We start from the raw sequence: 18583 nt of genomic DNA on the forward strand, positions 1-18583 counted from the left end.
AGAGCAGTGACAGAGCAGTGGGGGAGACGCACCCGTGGCGATAGTCCGCTTACCCGCCGGCGAGTCCGGCGGGACACCGTTCCTGATCGAGGTGGACGGCCCGCCCGCCGCCGGTGACGCCTCGGGTGTCTACGACGGCATCGAGACCCGCGCCAACCCCGCCCAGCGGGTCATGGACGCCGCCCGGGACGTCTACGGCGACGGGCTCGACCTCGCCCGCCGGCTCGCCGAGGAGGCGGCCCGCCGCTTCGCCGGGATGGACGAGGCGGTCCGGCCCGCCGAGATCGAGATGCAGCTCGCGGTCAAGCTGGACGCCACGCTCGGCGCCTTCCTCGTCCAGAGCGGCGCCGAGGCCCAGTTGCAGGTGACCTTCCGCTGGACACCGGGCGGCGGCACCCCGTGACCGCCGCCGAGGAGACCGGCGCCGGCATCGCGATCCTCCCCTACAGCCAGGTCGTCGGGCAGCACGACCTCAAGCTCGCGCTGGAGCTCAACCACATCGCCCCGTCGATCCGCGGGGTGCTGCTCGCCGGGGCACCCGGCACCGCCAAGTCGACCGTCGTCCGCGCCTTCTCGCTCATGGTGCAGGGCCGGCTGCCGGTCACCCTCACCATCGACGCGACCGACGACCGGGTGCTCGGCGGCTGGGAGCTGGGCGACCTGCTGGAGGGCCGCACCACCCGCAAACGCGGCCTGCTGGAGGACGCCGGGGACGACGGGCTGCTCTACGTCGACGAGGTCAACCTCCTCAACGACCACGTCGTCAACATCATCCTCGACGTCGCCTCCACCGGTGTGCTGTCCGTGCAGCGCGAAGGCATCAACACCGTGCGCAAGGTCAACTTCGGCCTCATCGGCACCATGAACCCCGAGGAGGGCGGGCTGCGCCCGCAACTGCTCGACCGCTTCGGGCTCATGGCCGTCGCCACCGAACTCGACGACACCCAGCGCCGGGCGATGCTGCACGCGGTGCTGCGCTTCGACGAGGAGCACGCCCACCCCGGCGGCACCGACGGATCGGTCGCCCGCTGGCGCGCGCAGGACGCCGAGGTACGGGAGCGGCTGCGCGCCGCCCGCGAGCGGCTCTACGCGGTGCAGGTACCCGACGCCGTCGAGGCGCTGGCCGTCGCCGTCGGGCGGGAGCTGCGGACCGTGGGCCACCGCGGTGAGGTCGTCATGGTCCAGGCCGCCCGCGCGTACGCCGCCCTCCAGGGCGACACCGCCGTGACCGCCCGGCACCTGCGCACCGTCGCCCCCTTCGCGCTGCGCCACCGCAAGGCCGAATCCGCCCAGGGCGGCCCCGTCGACTGGTCGGCCGAGGACGACGACGTGCTGGAGCGACTGCTGTCATGACCTCCGCCGCGCTCCCGCGCCGGGCGCCCGCCGACCGGCCGGAACTCGCCCGGCTCCTGCGGGCGTTCGCCTGCGCGGCGGTGGAACCCGGGCTCGCCGGGGTGCTGCTCTTCGATGTGCCCGACGACGCGCTCGACACCGTCACCGCACTGTTCGCCGCCGTCTTCGGACGCGACACGGCCGCCGTCGTGCTCGGCGCCGCCGCCCGCGAGGACGAGCTGTGGACCCGGATCGGCCTCGAACCCGGCGACGGCGGCCTCACCGTACGGGCCCGGCGCGGCGCGCTCGTCGAGGACGACCCCGGCGCCGCGCCCGCCACCGCCGTCGTCCCCGACCTCGCCCGGCTCGGCCTGCCCGGACTGCGGGCCGCCGTGACACTCGTCGGCGCGGACGTGGCGTCCGTGCAGCGGCACGGCGTCGGCGTCGTCTGGCGGCCGCGCGCCCGGTGGCTCGCCTTCTGCCGCTCGGCGGACGCCGGACGCATCTCCCCGCACCTCCTCGACCGCTTCCCGCTGCGGCTGTCGCTGCCCGGCCTGGTCCTGCCCGCCGAGCCGGGCACACCCGGCGAACTGTGGCGCGGCAGCGCCGAACGGGCCGCCCTGGACCAGGCCCGCACGGCCGCCGCACCCGTACGGGTCGGGGCCGCCGCGCTGGAGCGGGTCGCGCAGGCCGCGCCCGCCGCGGGCGGCGGCGAACGCCGGGCCCTCGCGCTCGGCCGGATCGCCCGCGCCCTCGCCCGCCTCGACGGCGCCGGCACCGCGGAGCCCGGCCACGTCGACGCCGCCGCCCGGCTCATCGGGCTGCCCGCCGAGGCCCCGCCGCAGGCCGCCGCACCCGAAGAGGCGGGCCTGCCGCCGGTCCCGCCGCCGCCCGCCGCCGCCGGACGGGGCACCGGCGGAACACCGGACACCGCGGGCGGCGGCACCACCACGCGGCTGGCGCACACCGGAGGGCCCGCCGAGAGCCTGGAGCCGCAGCCCGCCGCCGCCGGGCCCGACCGCCCCGCCGGGCCGCCCTACCCGGAGGACGACGCGGAACCGCTGCACGACCACGCGCCGCTGCGCGGTGCCTGGCGGCGCACCGTGCACAGCGAACGCGGGCCCGTCGTCGGGGTGCGGCGCGCCTCCGACCTGCGGGACCTGGCGCTCGTCCCGACCGTCGTCGCCGCGGCCTCCAAGCGGCGGCTGCGCGGCGAACTCACCGTCACCGCCGAGGACCTGCGCAGTCACATCCGCGCCGCCGAGCCCGACCGCATGCTCGTCCTGCTGCTCGACCACACGTGCCGCCGCGGCCGCGACTGGCAGGCCGTCCTCGCCCCCTACCTGCGCTGGGCCTACACCGGCCGGGCCGCGGCAGCGGTCGTCGAGGTCGGCGGCGCGGGCGCCCCCGACGAACTGCGGGCCGAGGCCTTCCTCGCCCGCAACGTCCTGGAGCCGCGGCTCTCCGCGGCCCTGCACCGCCGCCCCGGCCGCTCCAGCCCGCTCGCCCACGGGCTGCTGCTGGCCGGGCAGTTCGTCCGCCGGGCCTTCCAGCAGCAGCCCACCGCGCTGGCCGAGGCGTGGTTCGTCGCCGTGACCGACGGCCGCGGCAACGTCCCCCTCGGCGCCAGCCTGACCGGCCGCCTCACCCCGCCCGTCGGCCGCCGCGGCATCGACGACGCCCTCAGCGCCGCCGCCCAGCTCGGCGCCCTCAACCGGATGCGCCTCCACACGGTGGTCGTCGACGCCGGAGCCGAGCCCTACCCCGACCTCCCCTTCACCCTGGCCGACGCCCTCGGCGCCCTGACGGTCGCCGGCCCCGACGGGGAGCCCGCCGATGACGACTGAGCACGGCGCCCGGACGGCGCCGGCCCGGCGTGCGGTGGTGGCGGTCCGCGCGGTGCCGGGCGCGGCGGACGTGCGTCGCACGGGCGGGCGTACAGGCGGGCGTACGGGGAGTGCGGAGGTGGACGGTGGGCGATGAGGAGGGGCGGATACGGCGGACCGGGGGCGGGTGGCTGGCCGGGGCGTGGGGGGCCTTCCGGTCGCCGCGGCCCGTGGCCGTGTCGGCGCCGAAGCGGCCCGAGGTGCCCGGGGCGGCGGACGCGGAGGCCGGGCGCAACGAGTCCACGGGCCTCGGCAGCCTCCCCGCGGACCCGCGCCGCAGGCTCCCGCCGGGCATGGCGAAGCTGCTGGTCCAGCCCGCCAGGACCGCCGACGGCCGCAGCGGCTACCTGCTCACCGGCACCGCGGACGACAGCGCGCCGCTCTCCGCGGCGGGGCCGCACCTGCCGCCCACCGACATCCGGCTCTCCCGCCTCCAGCAGCAGGGCAGCGGGGACGGCACCGCGGCGGGCATGCCGAGCGAGGTCTACCGGGCCGTCCGGCACTGGTCGCAGCAGAGCCGGCAGCGGCCCCTGGTGTCCTGGCTCACCGACCTCCGCGCCCGGCACGGCGAGGCCCTGCACCTCGTCGTCTGGGACGACACGGAGTTCGAGATCCCCTGGGAACTCCTCACCCTGCCCCCGGCGGACGACCCGGCGCCCGTGCCCGTACCGCCCCTGCCCGTACTGCCCGTACCCGTACCGCCCGTACCCGTACCCGTACCGCCCGCACGCGGGCCGGACCCCGCGCCACCCGGCGGGGCGCCGCTCGGCGCGGTCGTCCCCGTCGCCCGCTGGACGACGACGTGCGAGGAGGCCGCTCCGCTGCTGGCGGGGCCCGCCGACTGCGCGGGCGGCGTCCTGAGCTACTTCGACGCCGACATGGCGGGCGACAGCGAGGCCTTCCGGCACGTCGCGCACCGCCCCTGCGCCACCCGGGACGACTTCCTGGCCGCCCTCGGCGGCGCGGGCGACACCCCGACCGGCCTGGTCTACCTGGGCGCCCACGGCAAGCACGGCGCGAGCCTGGAGAATCTGAGCCTCGGCGGGCTCACCTGGTACGAGCTGAACGAGCAGGCCATGCCCGCGCTCGCGACGGGCGGCACGGCGGTCGTGCTGAACGTCTGCCACGCCGGGCGGGTCGTCGCCAACCACGGCGGCGGCGAGGACGCGCTCCGCGGCTTCACCGAGCTGTTCCTGCGGGGCGGGGCCACCGCGTGCGTCGCGGTCGGCGGCGCGGTGGACGACACGATCGCGCGCGAGCTGCTCGCGCACCTGATGGACCACACCGGCCGTACGCCGGAACGCTCCCTGGCGCTGATGCTGCGCGACTTCCGGGCGCGCGCGGCCGACGCGCTCCCGCACCCGCTGCCCCGCGCCCGGGGCGGCGACGGCACGGTCGACCTCAGGGGCCAGCGCGCGGTCCTGCGCTTCCTGTACCCCTTCATGTACGTCTACTACGGCCACCCGCACACCACGCTGCGGCTGTCCCCGTCCGCCGCGGACGGTGCCGCGTGACGGCCGCGGGCGGGACCGAGGGCGGGACCGAGGGGGCGGGGCTGCGGATCGAACCCGTCGTCAGCCGCCCCCGTACCGCGTACGCCGGGCAGGCCTACCTCGTCACCGTGGACCTGCGGGGCGCGGGCGCGGACGGCGGGTGGCCGTACGAGGAGGAGGAGTTCGCCTTCGGGATCACCCTCGACGGGCAGCCGCGGCTGCGCTGCGAGGCGCTGGGCCACCCCGGTGTGGTGCTGCACCGCTTCGGCGACACGTACGGCCCGGCGCGCTTCCTGGTGACCGCCGGTCAGGACGTCGGCCCCGCGGAACTGCGGCTGACCGTCTCCAACGGCTGGGGCGTGCCGGTGCGGACGGCGCGGCTGCGACTCGACGTGCTGCCCGCACCCTCCGCCCCGGACACCACGGGCAGCAGCGCGCCCGTCGGCGTGCCCTACCCGGCCGCGGGCACGGCGCCCGGCCCGGCCTCCGACGTCACCGCGCACGGCCCGGCGAGGCCCCTCCTGGGGATCCCCGGCCCGCGGCCCGTCCCGCGCGCCTTCCCGGAGCCGGAGTCGGAACCCGAACCCGAGGCCGTGCCCGCCCTCGCCTCCGGAGGCCGCGTCACCATCAGTTTCGCGGGCTACAACCGGGCCTGGGCCTCCTGGGCCGCGGGCGTCCTGGAGCGGCACGGCGTCCACGCGGTGCTCCAGCGCTGGGACGTGGCCCCCGGCGCCTCCCTCGCCGACGGCCTGCGCGATCTGCTGCTCTCCCGCGACCAGGTCCTCCTGGTGCTGAGCGCCTGGTACTTCGCGCTCGGCGGGCGCACGGAGGCGGAGTGGCAGGCGGCTCTCGACGAGGTGGTGGCCCCGCGCCCGGACCGCTTCCGGGCCGTCGCCGTCTCCCCCGAGGTGCTGTCCGCCGCGACCGACCTGCTCGTCCCGGCCGATCTGCGGGGCACGGGCCCCGTGGAGGCCGAGCGGCGGCTGCTCGCCCGGCTCGGCGTCTCCCCCTCGCACACCGCCGGGAGCGGTCTCGGCGGCACCGGCGGTCCGCGCTTCCCGCTGGAGCAGCCCGCGGTCTACGGCGGGGTGCCGCGCCGCAACACCCGCTTCACCGGCCGCGAGAAGGTCCTCACCCAGCTCGCCGAGGAGTTCCAGCAGGCCGAGCAGGGGGCGGGTGTGGTGACCCTGCTGGGCCTGTCCGGCGTCGGCAAGACGCAGATCGCGACCGAGTACGTCCACCGCTTCCAGGCCGAGTACGACGCGGTGTGGTGGGTGCCCGCGGCCGAGCGCGGCACCCTGCGCGAGAAGCTCTCCGCGCTCGCCCCCGCCCTCGGCCTGGTCACGGGCCGGGAGTACGGCGAGCGGCTGCGGACCGTGCGCGAGGCGCTGCGGCGCGGGAAACCGTACTGGCGCTGGCTGGTCGTGCTGGACGGCGCGGACCGGCCGGACGACGTCTACGACCTGGTGCCCAGCGGGCCGGGGCACGTACTGATCACCTCGCAGAACCGGGAGTGGGGCGAGCACAACAGCTCGCTCGTCGAGGTGCCCGTCTTCGAACGGGTGGAGTCGGTGGACTTCGTGCGCCGCCGGGCACCGCGCGTCGGCGAGGCGGAGGCGGACCGGCTCGCCGACGCGCTCGGCGACCTCGCGCTCGCCCTGGACCAGAACGCGGGCGCGCTCGACGACTCCGCCACGCCCGTGGACGAGTACATCGAGCTGCTGCGCCGCGGCGGGGACGTCGAACCGGGGCTGAAGGTCGCCGCCGACTTCCGGATGACCTACTACACGGCCTTCTCGATCCTGCTCGACCGGCTCCGCGAGGACAGGCCCGAGACCGTCGACCTGCTGCGGCTGTGCGTCTTCTTCGCCCCCGGCCCGATCCCCGTCCGCCTGCTGCGCGAGACGCGGATCCACGACCTGCCCCCCTCGCTGACCGCGCTGCTGCGCGATCCGCTGGTGTGGGGCGCGGCGCGGAACAAGCTCGCGCAGTGGTCGGTGATCCAGACCGAGCCGCACGAGGCGGCGGGCGAGGCCATCCAGTTGCACCGGCTCGTGCACCAGGCGGTACGGCAGGAGATGCCCGCCGAGGAGCGGGAGGTCTCCTCCCGGGTCGTCCGCGACATCCTCGCCGCGGCCGACCCGGCGCGGCCCGCCGACGCCCGGGAGTGGCCGCGCTACGCCGAGATCGTGCCGCACCTGGAGGCGTCCGGCGCACTCGCGAGCACCGATCCCGCGACCCAGGTCATGGTGCTCAACTGCCTGCGCTACCTGTACCTGTCGGGGGAGTACGGCACCGGTCTGCGGATCGCCGAGGTCGCCGCCGCCGAGTGGCCGCGGCTGCTGCCCGCCGGGCATCCGAAGTTGTGGGACCTGATCCACCACCGGACCAACCTGCTGCGTGCCATCGGCGACTTCCGCGCCACCGAGGCCCTCGACCGGGACGCCTACGAGCGGCTGCGCGAGGACCGCGGCGACCGCGACCCGCTGGTGCTGCGCGCCGCCGGAAACCTCGCCGCCGACCTGCGCAGCCTCGGCCGCTACGACGAGGCGTTCACCCTCTCCTGGCAGGCCCGTGACGGTTACCTGGAGATGCTCGGCGCGCAGGACTCGCGCACCCTCAGCGCGCAGAACAACCTCGCGGTCACCTACCGGCTGCTGGGCCGCTACCAGGAGGCCCTGGAACTGGACCGGTGGACGCTCCAGGCGCGGCGCGAGATCCTGCGGGGGCGGCACAACTGGACCCTGTCGTCGGAGAACTCCTTCGCCCACGACCTGCGCCTGCTGGGCCGCTACGAGGAGGCGACCTCGGTCCAGGAGCGCAACTGCGACACGCACCGCAGCGTCCTCGGCGCGGACAACCCGCAGACGCTGCGCGCCGAGTACAACCTCGCGCAGTGCTACCAGAGCAGCGGCGACCGGCCCCGCGCGGCCCGGCTCATGACACGCCTGCTGGAGCGCTGCGAACGCGTCCTCGGCGACACCGACCCGCTCACCCTGCGCGTCGAGGCCAGCTTCTCCGCCTTCGCCCGCGAGCACGGCGACCTCGACCAGGCCCGCGAGATGGGCGAGGACGTGCTGCGGGAGTACCGGGCCCGGCTCGGCGAGCAGCACCCCTACACCGCGGGCCTGCTCGGCAACCACGGGCTGATCCTGCGGGCGGCCGGTGAACGCCGGCAGTCGCAGCGGGAGATCGAGTCCGCGCTGGTCACCATGACGGCCGCGGTCGGCGAGGACCACCCCTGGACGCTGGCCTGCGCCCTGAACGCCACCGCCGCCCGCGCCCTCGCGGGCGATGCGCGGAGCGCCGCCGAGCTGAGCCGGGAGACCGCCCGGCGCGCCGCGGCCGCCCTGGGCGGGGAGCATCCGCTGACGCTGTCGTGCCGCATCGCGCTGGCCGCCGACCTGCGCGCGCTGCGCCGCGGACCGGAGGCCGACACCGTCGAGGAGGAGGCGCTCGGGCGCCTGGCCGCGACCCTCGGCCCACGGCACCCGCACACCCTCGCCGCCCGCTCCCGCAACCGGCCCTTCTGGGACTTCGAGCCCTTCACCACCTGACCGCCCGCACCCGCGAAACGGCGGGTGGCCCGTACCGGCGAACCGGTACGGGCCACCCGCCGTCGTCGTGCGACCGGGCGCCGCGGCGTCAGATCTCGAAGACCTCGTTGACCAGCTCCTCCTGCTGCGCCTGGTGGCGCTTGGCGGAGCCGACCGCGGGGGAGGAGGACGCCGGGCGGGAGACGCGGCGGAGCCGGTCCGCGTTGTCGGGGGCCGCACCGAGCAGCAGGTCCAGGTGGTCGATCAGGTTGAGGGCGATGAAGGGCCACGCGCCCTGGTTCGCCGGCTCGTCCTGCGCCCACACGAACTTCTGCGCCTTCGTGTACGGCGCGATGGCCGCCTGGATCTCCACGCCGGGCAGCGGGTACAGCCGCTCGATGCGGATGAAGGCCACGTCGTTCGCCCCGCGCTTCTCCCGCTCCGCGACGAGGTCGTAGTAGACCTTGCCCGAGCAGAAGACGACCTTGCGGACGGCCTCGGGGTCGACCGAGTGGTCACCGATGACCGGCTGGAACGAGCTGTTGGTGAAGTCCTCGGCCTTGGACGCGGCCGCCTTCAGCCGGAGCATCGACTTCGGGGTGAAGACGATCAGCGGCTTGTGGTGCGGGTTGTGCACCTGCCAGCGCAGCAGGTGGAAGTACTGCGCCGGGGTCGTCGGGACGGCCACCGTCATGTTGTTCTGGGCGCACAGCTGGAGGAAGCGCTCGATACGGGCGGACGAGTGGTCCGGGCCCTGGCCCTCGTAGCCGTGCGGCAGCAGCAGCACCACCCCGGAGGTCTGGCCCCACTTCTGCTCCGCCGAGGAGATGAACTCGTCGACGATGGTGGCCGCGCCGTTGACGAAGTCACCGAACTGCGCCTCCCACATCACCAGCGCGTCCGGGCGGGCCAGCGAGTAGCCGTACTCGAAGCCCATCGCCGCGTACTCGCTGAGCAGCGAGTCGTAGACGTTGTAGCGGGCCTGGTCCTCGGACAGGTAGAGCAGCGGGGTGTAGTCCTCGCCGGTCTCCCGGTCGATGATGACCGCGTGCCGCTGGCCGAAGGTGCCGCGGCGCGAGTCCTGGCCGGCGAGCCGGACCGGGGTGCCCTCCAGCAGCAGCGAGCCGATCGCCAGCGTCTCGCCCATGCCCCAGTCGATCGTGCCGTCCTCGACCATGGCCGCGCGGCGCTGGAGCTGCGGCAGCAGCCGCGGGTGGACGGTGACGTGCTCGGGGATGTTGACCTGCGAGGCCGCGATGCGCTTGACGACCTCGGAGGAGACCGCGGTCGGCACCGACACCGGGAACTGCGACTGGTTGCCGGACTGCTCCTGCTCGGACGGCGCGGCGGTGGCCTCGCGGACCTCGGTGAAGACCTTCTCCAGCTGGCCCTGGTAGTCCTGCAGCGCCTGCTCGGCCTCTTCCAGGGTGATGTCGCCGCGGCCGATGAGCGACTCGGTGTAGAGCTTGCGCACCGAGCGCTTCTTGTCGATCAGGTCGTACATCAGCGGCTGGGTGAAGGCCGGGTTGTCGGACTCGTTGTGACCGCGCCGCCGGTAGCAGATCAGGTCGATCACGACGTCCTTGTTGAACGCCTGGCGGTACTCGAAGGCCAGCCGCGCCACGCGGACCACGGCCTCCGGGTCGTCGCCGTTGACGTGGAAGATCGGCGCCTCGATCATGCGGGCCACGTCGGTGGCGTACATCGACGAGCGGGCCGACTCCGGGGCGGCGGTGAAGCCGACCTGGTTGTTGATGACCACGTGCACGGTGCCGCCGGTGCGGTAGCCGCGCAGCTGCGACATGTTGAGCGTCTCGGCCACGACGCCCTGGCCGGCGAAGGCCGCGTCGCCGTGCAGCGCGATGGGCAGCACGGTGAAGTCGGTGCCGGCCTTGTTGATGATGTCCTGCTTGGCGCGGGCGATGCCCTCCAGGACCGGGTCGACCGCCTCCAGGTGGGAGGGGTTCGCGGCGAGCGAGACCTTGATCTGCTCGCCGTCCAGGCCGGTGAAGGTGCCGTTGGCGCCCAGGTGGTACTTGACGTCGCCGGAGCCGTGCATCGACTTCGGGTCGAGGTTGCCCTCGAACTCGCGGAAGATCTGCGCGTACGACTTGCCGACGATGTTCGCCAGCACGTTGAGCCGGCCGCGGTGCGCCATGCCGATGACGGCCTCGTCGAGCCGCGACTCGGCGGCCGCGTCGATGACGGCGTCGAGCAGCGGGATGACCGACTCGCCGCCCTCCAGCGAGAAGCGCTTCTGGCCGACGTACTTCGTCTGCAGGAACGTCTCGAAGGCCTCCGCGGCGTTCAGCCGGCGCAGGATGCGCAGCTGCTCCTCGCGCTCGGGCTTGGCGTGCGGGCGCTCGATGCGGTCCTGGATCCACTTGCGCTGCTTGGGGTCCTGGATGTGCATGAACTCGATGCCGACCGTGCGGCAGTACGAGTCGCGCAGCACGCCCAGGATGTCGCGCAGCTTCATGAGCGACTTGCCGGCGAAGCCGCCGACGGCGAACTCCCGCTCCAGGTCCCACAGCGTGAGGCCGTGCTCCAGGATGTCCAGGTCGGGGTGCTTGCGCTGGCGGTACTCCAGCGGGTCGGTGTCGGCCATGACGTGGCCGCGGACCCGGTAGGAGTGGATCAGCTCGAAGACCCGCGCGGCCTTGGTGACGTCGTCGTCGTGCGCGGTGTCGATGTCCGTGCGCCAGCGGACCGGCTCGTACGGGATGCGCAGCGAGGCGAAGATGTCGTCGAAGAAGTCGTTCTCGCCCAGCAGCAGCTGGCTGATGATCCGCAGGAACTCGCCGGAGGCGGCGCCCTGGATCACCCGGTGGTCGTACGTGCTGGTCAGCGTCATGACCTTGGAGATGCCGAGCTTGTTCAGGGTGTCCTGCGAGGTGCCCTGGAACTCCGCCGGGTAGTCCATCGAGCCGACGCCGAGGATCATCGACTGGCCGGGCATCAGACGCGGCACGGAGTGCACGGTGCCGAGGCCGCCGGGGTTGGTCAGCGAGGCCGTGACGCCCTGGAAGTCGTCCATCGTGAGCTTGCCCGAGCGGGCGCGGCGCACGATGTCCTCGTAGGCCTGCCAGAACTCGAAGAAGTTCAGCGTCTCGGCCTTCTTGATGGCCGCGACGACGAGCTGGCGGTCGCCGTTCGCCTTGACCAGGTCGATGGCCAGGCCCAGGTTGACGTGCTCGGGCTTGACCAGGGTCGGCTTGCCGTCCTTCTCCGCGTAGGAGTGGTTCATCGACGGCATCGCCTTGAGCGCCTGCACCATGGCGTAGCCGATGACGTGCGTGAAGGAGATCTTCCCGCCGCGGGCGCGCTTGAGGTGGTTGTTGATGACGATGCGGTTGTCGAACAGCAGCTTCACCGGGATGGCCCGCACCGAGGTGGCGGTGGGCAGCTCCAGCGACGCGCTCATGTTCTTCGCCACAGCGGCCGCGGGGCCGCGCAGCGTCTGGAACTCGGTCGCGGTCGCGGCGTCCGCCGGGGCCGCGGCGGCGGCCTTCGCGGCGGGCGCGGGCTTCGCGGCAGGAGCGGCGGGCGCCGGGGCGGCCGGAGCCGGCGCGGCGGGGGCCGCGGGCTGCGCGGGGGCCGGAGCCGCAGCCGGGGGCTGCACGGGCGCGGCGGCGGCCGGGGCCGGGGGCGCCGCGGGGACGGCGGCGGGCGCCGGAGCGGCGTTCGCACGGGCCGCGGCGCCCGAGGCGCCGCCCTGGCCGGCGGGGGCCGCCGGAGCGGCGGAGCCGTCCGGCTTGTAGTCGGCGAAGAAGTCCCACCAGGCTCGGTCTACCGAGTTCGGGTCCTGGAGGTACTGCTGGTAGATCTCATCGACCAGCCACTCATTGGGGCCGAAACCCCCTGCGGGGCCCTCGCCCTGCGCTTCGTGGTCGGTCGTGACACTAGAGCTATTGGGGGACTGTGGCGACACGGCGGCAACCGCCCTCTTCCGCTTCACAAGATGGTGGACAGCGGAAATAAAGGCTACGCCTACCTGGCCCTGCGTCGCAGGCCCGGGGGCCAGTCGTCGTGTACGTCACACCGAAAATCTGGTTTCGGAGCCCTTCATGGCGGGAAATTGGTCCCTCTTGAGGGTTGTCCGACCGGAAGTGGCCGCTGTGCCCGGGATGAACGTCACATGAACTGCGGGCACCGCCGGGGCAAGGCCGTCAAGGCGTTGCCGTTCCGCTACCCGGAAGAGTCACATGTATGCGGCAACCGCGGGGTGATTCGGCCACCTGGATCCGGCCGCCGTGCAGGTCCACCGCCCAGCGCGCGATGGCCAGCCCCAGTCCCGTCCCCCCGTCGCCGCCCGGCTGGGAGCCGCGGTGGAAGCGCTCGAAGACCCGTCCCCGGTCCGCCTCCGGGATGCCCGGACCCTCGTCCACGACGTCCAGCTCCAGCGACCCCGGCGCCGCCCCGGCCCGTGCCCGTACCGTCACCCGGCCGCCCGGCGGGCTGTGCTTGACCGCGTTGTCGACGAGGTTGGCCACCACCTGGTGCAGCCGCTCCCCGTCCGCGTACGCGACCAGGCCCGGCGGTGCGACGTCCAGGTGCAGCGGCACGTCCGCGCGGGCCCGGGAGCGCGAGCCGCCCGAGCCCATGCCCAGGCTCGCGGTCTTCAGCACCGCCGACAGGTACGGCCACACCTCGAACCGCTTGGCGTCCAGCCGCACCGCCCCGCTGTCCAGCCGCGACAGGTCCAGCAGCTGGCTCACCAGCTTGCCGAGCCGCTCGGTCTGCTGGAGCATCAGCCGCATCGTCTCCGGGTCGGCGGCCGACACGCCGTCCACGACGTTCTCCAGCACCGCGCGCAGCGCCGCGATGGGCGTGCGCAGCTCGTGCGAGACATTCGCCACCAGCTCCTTGCGGTGCCGGTCGGCCGCGGCGAGGTCGGCGGCCATCCGGTTGAACGTCTCGGCCAGCTCGCCGACCTCGTCCCGGCGTGTCCTGGCGACCCGGCGGCTGTAGTCGCCGCCCGCCATGGCCCGCGCGACCGCGGTCATCTCGCGCAGCGGCGCGGTCAGGTTGTCCGCGACGATCTGGGTGATCAGCAGCGAGGCGATGATCGAGAAGATCGTGATGACCCGCAGCCCGGTGGCCGAGCGGATCGCCACGAACACCAGGCCGGTGGTGATCAGCACCGACACCAGCACCAGCGCGGCGAGCGCGGCCTTGATCGAGCGGAAGGGGTCCCAGGGCCGCAGCGCCTCCCACGCCTGCCGCCACCAGCGCCGCAGCACCCCGCCCGGCCCGGCGGGCACCGCCTTCGCGCGGCTCGTCACCCCCTCACCGCGACTCACGCCGACGGCGTCTCCAGCGCGTACCCCACGCCGTGCACGGTACGGATCCGGTCCGCGCCGATCTTCCGGCGCAGCGCCTTGACGTGGCTGTCGACGGTACGGGTGCCGGACGCGTCGGCCCAGTCCCACACCTCGGCCAGCAGCTGCTCGCGCGACAGCACCGCCCTGGGCTGCTGGGCCAGGCACACCAGCAGCTCGAACTCGGTCGGGGTCAGGTGCACGTCGGCGCCCGCGACGCGGACCCGGCGCTGCGCGTGGTCGATCTCCAGGTCGCCGAGCTGGATCGCGGCGCCGCGCGGGCTGTGCGCGGCCGTCGCCGCGCGCTCCATCCGGCGCAGCAGCACATGCACCCGGGCGGCCAGCTCGCGCATCGAGAACGGCTTGGTCATGTAGTCGTCGGCGCCCACCCCGAGGCCGACGAGCATGTCGGTCTCCTCGTCCCGCGCGGTGAGCATCAGCACCGGCACCGGCCGGTCGGCCTGCACCCGGCGGCACACCTCGTGGCCGTCGTAGCCCGGCAGCATCACGTCCAGCACCAGCAGGTCGGGCTGCCAGGAGCGGGCGGCCTCGACCGCCGCCGGGCCGTCGCCCGCGGTGCGCACCTGGAAGCCCTCGGCTTGCAGGCGGGCCGCGATGGCCTGCGTTATCGTCTGGTCGTCCTCGACCACCAGCACCCGGCGCTGCGCGCCGGTCGTCTGCGTGCCGTCCACAATCCGCCCCATAAAATCGTCCTGGCTATCCGGCAGCGTACGGGGCGGGGCGCCGCCGTGACCATCACACCAGCGCCGCCCTAGGCCGCCCGGTGTGCCAGGTGCACGACATCCGGCACCCCGCGGGCCACCGGAATCTCCAGGGTGCGAACCCGTTCGAATCCTGCCGACCGCAGCGCGTCCTCGAACGCGGCCGACGGCTGCGCCGACCACACTGCGAGGACGCCGCCCGGTGTCAGCCGGTTCCGGCATGCGTCGAGGCCGCTGGGACTGTAGAGACTGCCGTTGTTCTCCGTGACTGTCCAGTCCGGCCCGTTGTCGATGTCCAGGCACAGCGCGTCGTACGGCTCCCCGCCGCCGTGCAGGTGGTCCAGCAGGTCCTCCAGCACGAGCGTCACCCGCGGGTCGCCGAGCGCCCCCGCGGAGTACGCCGCGAGCGGCCCCTCGCGGTGCCACGCCACCACCGCGGCCTCGCGCTCCACCACCGCGATCCGCCCCCAGCCCGCCTCCGCCGCCCTGGCCAGCGAGAACCCGACGCCGAGCCCGCCCAGCAGCACGCTCGGCGCGGGCCGCCCGGCGAGCGCGTCGAGGGCGGCGTCCACCAGCAGCCGCTCGGAGCGCCCGTCGGAGGTGTCCATCAGGAAGCAGCCGTTCGCGATGATCTCGTACGTCCCCGCGCCTGCCCGGTGCCGCAGCGCCAGCTCCCCGGCGACACCCTCCCGCCGGTCCAGCACGGTCACCGTCTCGTCCTCAAGCATCCGTCCACCTTAGGCCGTGCCCGGCTCCAGGCCCGCCAGCGCCGGGGGCAGCGGCTCCAGGTGCAGCACGCCCAGCCGCTGGGTGGCGCGGGTCAGGGCGACGTACAGCTCCGCCGTACCGCGCGGGCCGTCCGCGAGGATGCGCTCGGGCGCGACCACCAGCACCGCGTCGTACTCCAGGCCCTTGGTCTGCGACGGCGGCACCGCGCCCGGTACGTCCGGCGGGCCGATCACCACGCTGGTGCCCTCCCGGCCGGCCTCCGCCCGTACGAAGGCCTCGACCGCGCCGGGCAGCTCCGCCGCCGTGACCTGCCGCGCCCACGGGCGCACCCCGCACGCCCGCACCGACTCCGGCGGCCGCACACCCGGCGCGAACTCGCCCAGCAGCGCGCCCGCGACCGCCATGATCTCGGCCGGCGTGCGGTAGTTCACCGTCAGCGAGCGGTAGAGCCACCGCCCCGGCGCGTACGGCTCCAGCGCCGCCTCCCACGACACCGCGCCCGCCGCCGAACGCCGCTGCGCCAGGTCGCCGACCACCGTGAACGACTTCAGCGGGCAGCGCCGCATCAGCACCCGCCACTCCATCGCCGACAGCTCCTGCGCCTCGTCGACCACCACATGGCGGTAGGTCCACTCCCGGTCCGCGGCCGCGCGCTCGGCCAGATCCCGCGTGTCGACCTCCTCGAAACGCGTCGCCAGACCCTCCGCGTGCACCAGGTCCTGCGCGAGCAGATGGTCCTCGTCGTCCATCAGGTCGTCCCGCCGGTCCAGGGCCATGATCTCCAGCACGCCCGCCGCGTACTCCGCCTCCTCCCGCCGGGCCCGCTCCGCCGCCCGCGCCGCGGCCCGCTCCGCCGCCGGGTCCTTCCCCAGCAGATCGACCAGCTCGTCCAGCAGCGGCACGTCCGACACCGTCCAGGCGTCCCCCTCGGCCCGCAGCAGCGACTCCGGCGCGCCCGCCGCCCGCAGCCGCCGCGCCGACCCGTACAGCTCCGCGAGCACCTGCTCCGGGGTCAGCACCGGCCACAGCGCGTCCAGCCCGGCCATGAACACGTCGTCGTCCAGCAGCTCCTTGAGCATGTCCGCCCGCAACCGCTCCCACAGCGCCCGGTCCGAACGGTCCAGCCACTCCCGCCCGGCCTTCCCCACCGCCCGCTCCGACAGCGCCCACGTCACGACGTCCCGGAAGACCTCCCGGGCCTCGTTGTGCGGCCGCCCGCTGTCCCGCGCCTCCTGCCGCGCCCACTCCGCGACGGCCGCGTCCAGCCGCACCGTCACCCCGCCCAGCTCCACCGGCAGCGGCACCTCCGGCACCCGCTGCCGGTCCGCGACCGCCGCCGCCAGCACCTCCAGGATCCCCAGCGAACCCTTCGCCACCGCGACCTGCGGCTCCGCCTCCTCCGCGGTCACCGCCAGCCCCGGCACCAGGTCCCCGGTCGTCATGAACACCACGTCCGACTCGCCCAGCGACGGCAGCACCCGCCCGATGTGCTCGAGGAACGCCGGATTCGGCCCCACCACCAGCACGCCCTGCCGCTCCATGCGCTCGCGCTGCGTGTAGAGCAGATACGCCACCCGGTGCAGCGCCACCACCGTCTTGCCGGTGCCCGGCCCGCCCTCGATGACCAGCACGCCCGGGTGGTCCAGCCGGATGATCCGGTCCTGCTCCGCCTGGATCGTCGCGACGATGTCCCGCATCCCCGGCCCCCGCGGCGCGTTCACCGCCGCCAGCAGCGCGGCGTCCCCGCCGCTCACCCCCTCCACACCGCCCAGCACCTCGTCGGTGAACCCCGTCAGCTCCCGCCCCCGCGCGTGGAACTGCCGCCGCCTGCGCATGCCCTCCGGGCTCGCCGCCGTCGCCGTGTAGAACGCCCGCGCCGCCGGTGCCCGCCAGTCCAGCAGCACCGGCTCATGAGCCTCCCCCTCGTCGAACAGCCCCAGCCGCCCGATGTACGCGGCCCCGCCCTCCACGGCGTCCAGCCGCCCGAAGCACAGCCCGCTGTCCGCGACGTCCATCCGCCGCACCTCGCGCGCGAGCTCGCGCACCGCGACGTCCCGCTCCACGGCGGTCCCGCCGTGCTCCTTGAGCGCGATGTCGTGCGCCGCCTTGGCCCGCGCGCGGCGCGCGTCCAGCCGCGCGTAGAGCGCCTTTACGTAGCCGCGCTCGTCGTCCAGCTCCGTGTCATAACCCTGACGTGCCGTCACGTGCTCCCCGTCCGCCTTGCTGAATCCGCCCACGGCGGAGCATTCTGCGACAAGGTGGGGGCCTTGCGGCAAGCCCCCCACTCCGCTATACGTTTATTAACGGCGGGAGTCCCGCCTGCCCCCTGCGCTGTCGGCTTCCCGCCGCGGGGGTGCCCGCGGGTGTTTCCCACCCCCACCGGCAGGCAGCCGCTGAACCGTCCCGGAGGGGGACGGTGCGGGGTGCCCCCGCAGGAATGCGCTGGGAGTGCCTCGCCAGCTCGGTAAGAGGGTGAAGGCGCATTCCGAGGAGGTGCCCCGTGCCGGCACCCGACCCACCCCCCGGACAGAAAGCGCGATGCCCCGCCGGGTGACACCAGGGGCGCGTGCCGGCACCTCCCAGGCGGAGCCTGGGGGAGAACTGCGCGCCAAGCCCCCACGTAGGGAAGATCGCGACGCCTGCCGCAACAGGCACCCCCGGAGCGTCCTCACGCCGCAGCCCGCGGCGTCTTCTCCCCGTGGACGGCGACGTACGTGGACGCCAGCCACGGAGCCAGGTCCGTGAGGAGGAAGCCGAGGTCCGCCGGGGCCCCGGACGGGGAGAGGGCGAGCTCAGCCGCCCGGCGCATCTGCCCACCCCGCGCGGGGTAGTAGCCCGCGAACGCCGCGGCCTGCTCGCGCAGGGAGCTGGTCCAGCCGCCCCAGCGCGGCATCACGAGCGTGAACCCCGTCCGCACGATCCGCCGGGCCACGCCCCGGCACAGCACGCGGCGCTCCGCGTCCGACGTGGCGGCGGCGAACCGCTCGGCCCACCCGGGGAGGGCGAGCGCGAGGTCGCCGTTGGTCTCCCGGGCGAGCAGCCCGTCCGGCCGGTACCGCGGCAGCGCGTCCGCGAGGTCCGGCCCGAGCAGCGGCGTGCACAGGCAGGCCACGAAGAACCCGAGGTCGTGCCGTTCCAGCTCGCTCAGCAGCGTCCCGGTGTCGAAGAGCAGCAGTCCGACGCCGTCCACGACGGGGAAGCGCGCGTCGAGGTCCGAGGCGAGCGCTTCGGCGGTGGCGCGGTCGGCCTCGGTCGGCGGGTCGTGGAGGACGACGACGAGGTCGAGGTCGGAGATCCCGGCGCGCGCGGTGCCCCGCGGAACGCTGCCGTAGACGTACGCGCTGTGCAGCCGGCCGCCCGGGTACGCGGCCGGGACCCGCTCGCGTACCGCGTCGAGCAGCGGCGCGAACTCCGGCTGGACCCGCGCGAGCGAACCCTCGCGCAGGATCGTCCCGTCGGGCCCGAGGCCCACACCGTGTCCGAGAGGTCCGAGGGGTCCGAGTGGTTCCATGCGCTCCAACCTATGCCGGGGCGCAAGCGGTTTTCGCAGGTCACGGCCTCCTC

At 74.6% G+C, this 18583-nt stretch carries 11 protein-coding genes; 5 read left to right on the forward strand and 6 right to left on the reverse strand.

Annotation, left to right across the window (positions count from 1 at the left end):
* The first annotated feature begins 34 nt into the window (after positions 1-34).
* The 5 genes from ACH4PY_RS18270 to fxsT all read left to right on the forward strand — a co-directional run bounded on the left by ACH4PY_RS18270 (position 35) and on the right by fxsT (position 8268).
* A complete protein-coding gene (locus ACH4PY_RS18270; RefSeq protein WP_398183107.1) occupies positions 35-403 on the forward strand; it encodes a CU044_2847 family protein in 369 nt (122 codons plus the stop codon).
* Positions 400-1353 (forward strand): AAA family ATPase, encoded by a 954-nt coding sequence (locus tag ACH4PY_RS18275; RefSeq protein ID WP_398183110.1) that lies wholly within the window; start codon positions 400-402, stop codon positions 1351-1353. The genes ACH4PY_RS18270 and ACH4PY_RS18275 overlap by 4 nt, the downstream gene beginning before the upstream one ends.
* A complete protein-coding gene (locus ACH4PY_RS18280; RefSeq protein ID WP_398183113.1) occupies positions 1350-3179 on the forward strand; it encodes a magnesium chelatase in 1830 nt (609 codons plus the stop codon). The genes ACH4PY_RS18275 and ACH4PY_RS18280 overlap by 4 nt, the downstream gene beginning before the upstream one ends.
* 125 nt (positions 3180-3304) lie before the next feature.
* Positions 3305-4732 carry a hypothetical protein gene (locus ACH4PY_RS18285; RefSeq protein WP_398183116.1) on the forward strand — a complete coding sequence of 476 codons (1428 nt, stop codon included), beginning with the start codon at positions 3305-3307 and terminating at the stop codon, positions 4730-4732.
* A gap of 572 nt (positions 4733-5304) precedes the next feature.
* On the forward strand, positions 5305-8268 hold the full coding sequence (gene fxsT, locus ACH4PY_RS18290; RefSeq protein WP_398183431.1) for an FxSxx-COOH system tetratricopeptide repeat protein: 2964 nt from the start codon (positions 5305-5307) through the stop codon (positions 8266-8268).
* Positions 8269-8356: 88 nt separating this feature from the next.
* On the opposite strand, the gene ACH4PY_RS18295 is transcribed toward fxsT, so the two are convergent.
* The 6 genes from ACH4PY_RS18295 to ACH4PY_RS18320 all read right to left on the reverse strand — a co-directional run bounded on the left by ACH4PY_RS18295 (position 8357) and on the right by ACH4PY_RS18320 (position 18530).
* Positions 8357-12178 carry a multifunctional oxoglutarate decarboxylase/oxoglutarate dehydrogenase thiamine pyrophosphate-binding subunit/dihydrolipoyllysine-residue succinyltransferase subunit gene (locus ACH4PY_RS18295; protein WP_398183119.1) on the reverse strand — a complete coding sequence of 1274 codons (3822 nt, stop codon included), beginning with the start codon at positions 12176-12178 and terminating at the stop codon, positions 8357-8359.
* Positions 12179-12416: 238 nt separating this feature from the next.
* Positions 12417-13490, reverse strand: a complete 1074-nt coding sequence (locus tag ACH4PY_RS18300) for an ATP-binding protein (protein WP_398183434.1) — start codon at positions 13488-13490, stop codon at positions 12417-12419.
* Positions 13491-13546: 56 nt separating this feature from the next.
* On the reverse strand, positions 13547-14272 hold the full coding sequence (locus tag ACH4PY_RS18305; RefSeq protein ID WP_031522433.1) for a response regulator transcription factor: 726 nt from the start codon (positions 14270-14272) through the stop codon (positions 13547-13549).
* Between the two features lie 68 nt (positions 14273-14340).
* Positions 14341-15018 (reverse strand): spermidine synthase, encoded by a 678-nt coding sequence (locus ACH4PY_RS18310; protein WP_398183122.1) that lies wholly within the window; start codon positions 15016-15018, stop codon positions 14341-14343.
* A 9-nt stretch (positions 15019-15027) separates the two neighbouring features.
* Complete coding sequence (gene helR / locus ACH4PY_RS18315; protein WP_398183125.1) at positions 15028-17256, reverse strand: RNA polymerase recycling motor ATPase HelR; 2229 nt, start codon at positions 17254-17256, stop codon at positions 15028-15030.
* 431 nt (positions 17257-17687) lie between these two features.
* Positions 17688-18530: a nucleotidyltransferase domain-containing protein gene (locus ACH4PY_RS18320; RefSeq protein WP_398183128.1), complete on the reverse strand. Its 843-nt coding sequence runs from the start codon at positions 18528-18530 to the stop codon at positions 17688-17690.
* Positions 18531-18583 lie beyond the last annotated feature (53 nt).

The sequence above is a fragment of the Streptomyces sp. NPDC021224 genome (assembly GCF_044332905.1).
Classification (GTDB): domain Bacteria; phylum Actinomycetota; class Actinomycetes; order Streptomycetales; family Streptomycetaceae; genus Actinacidiphila.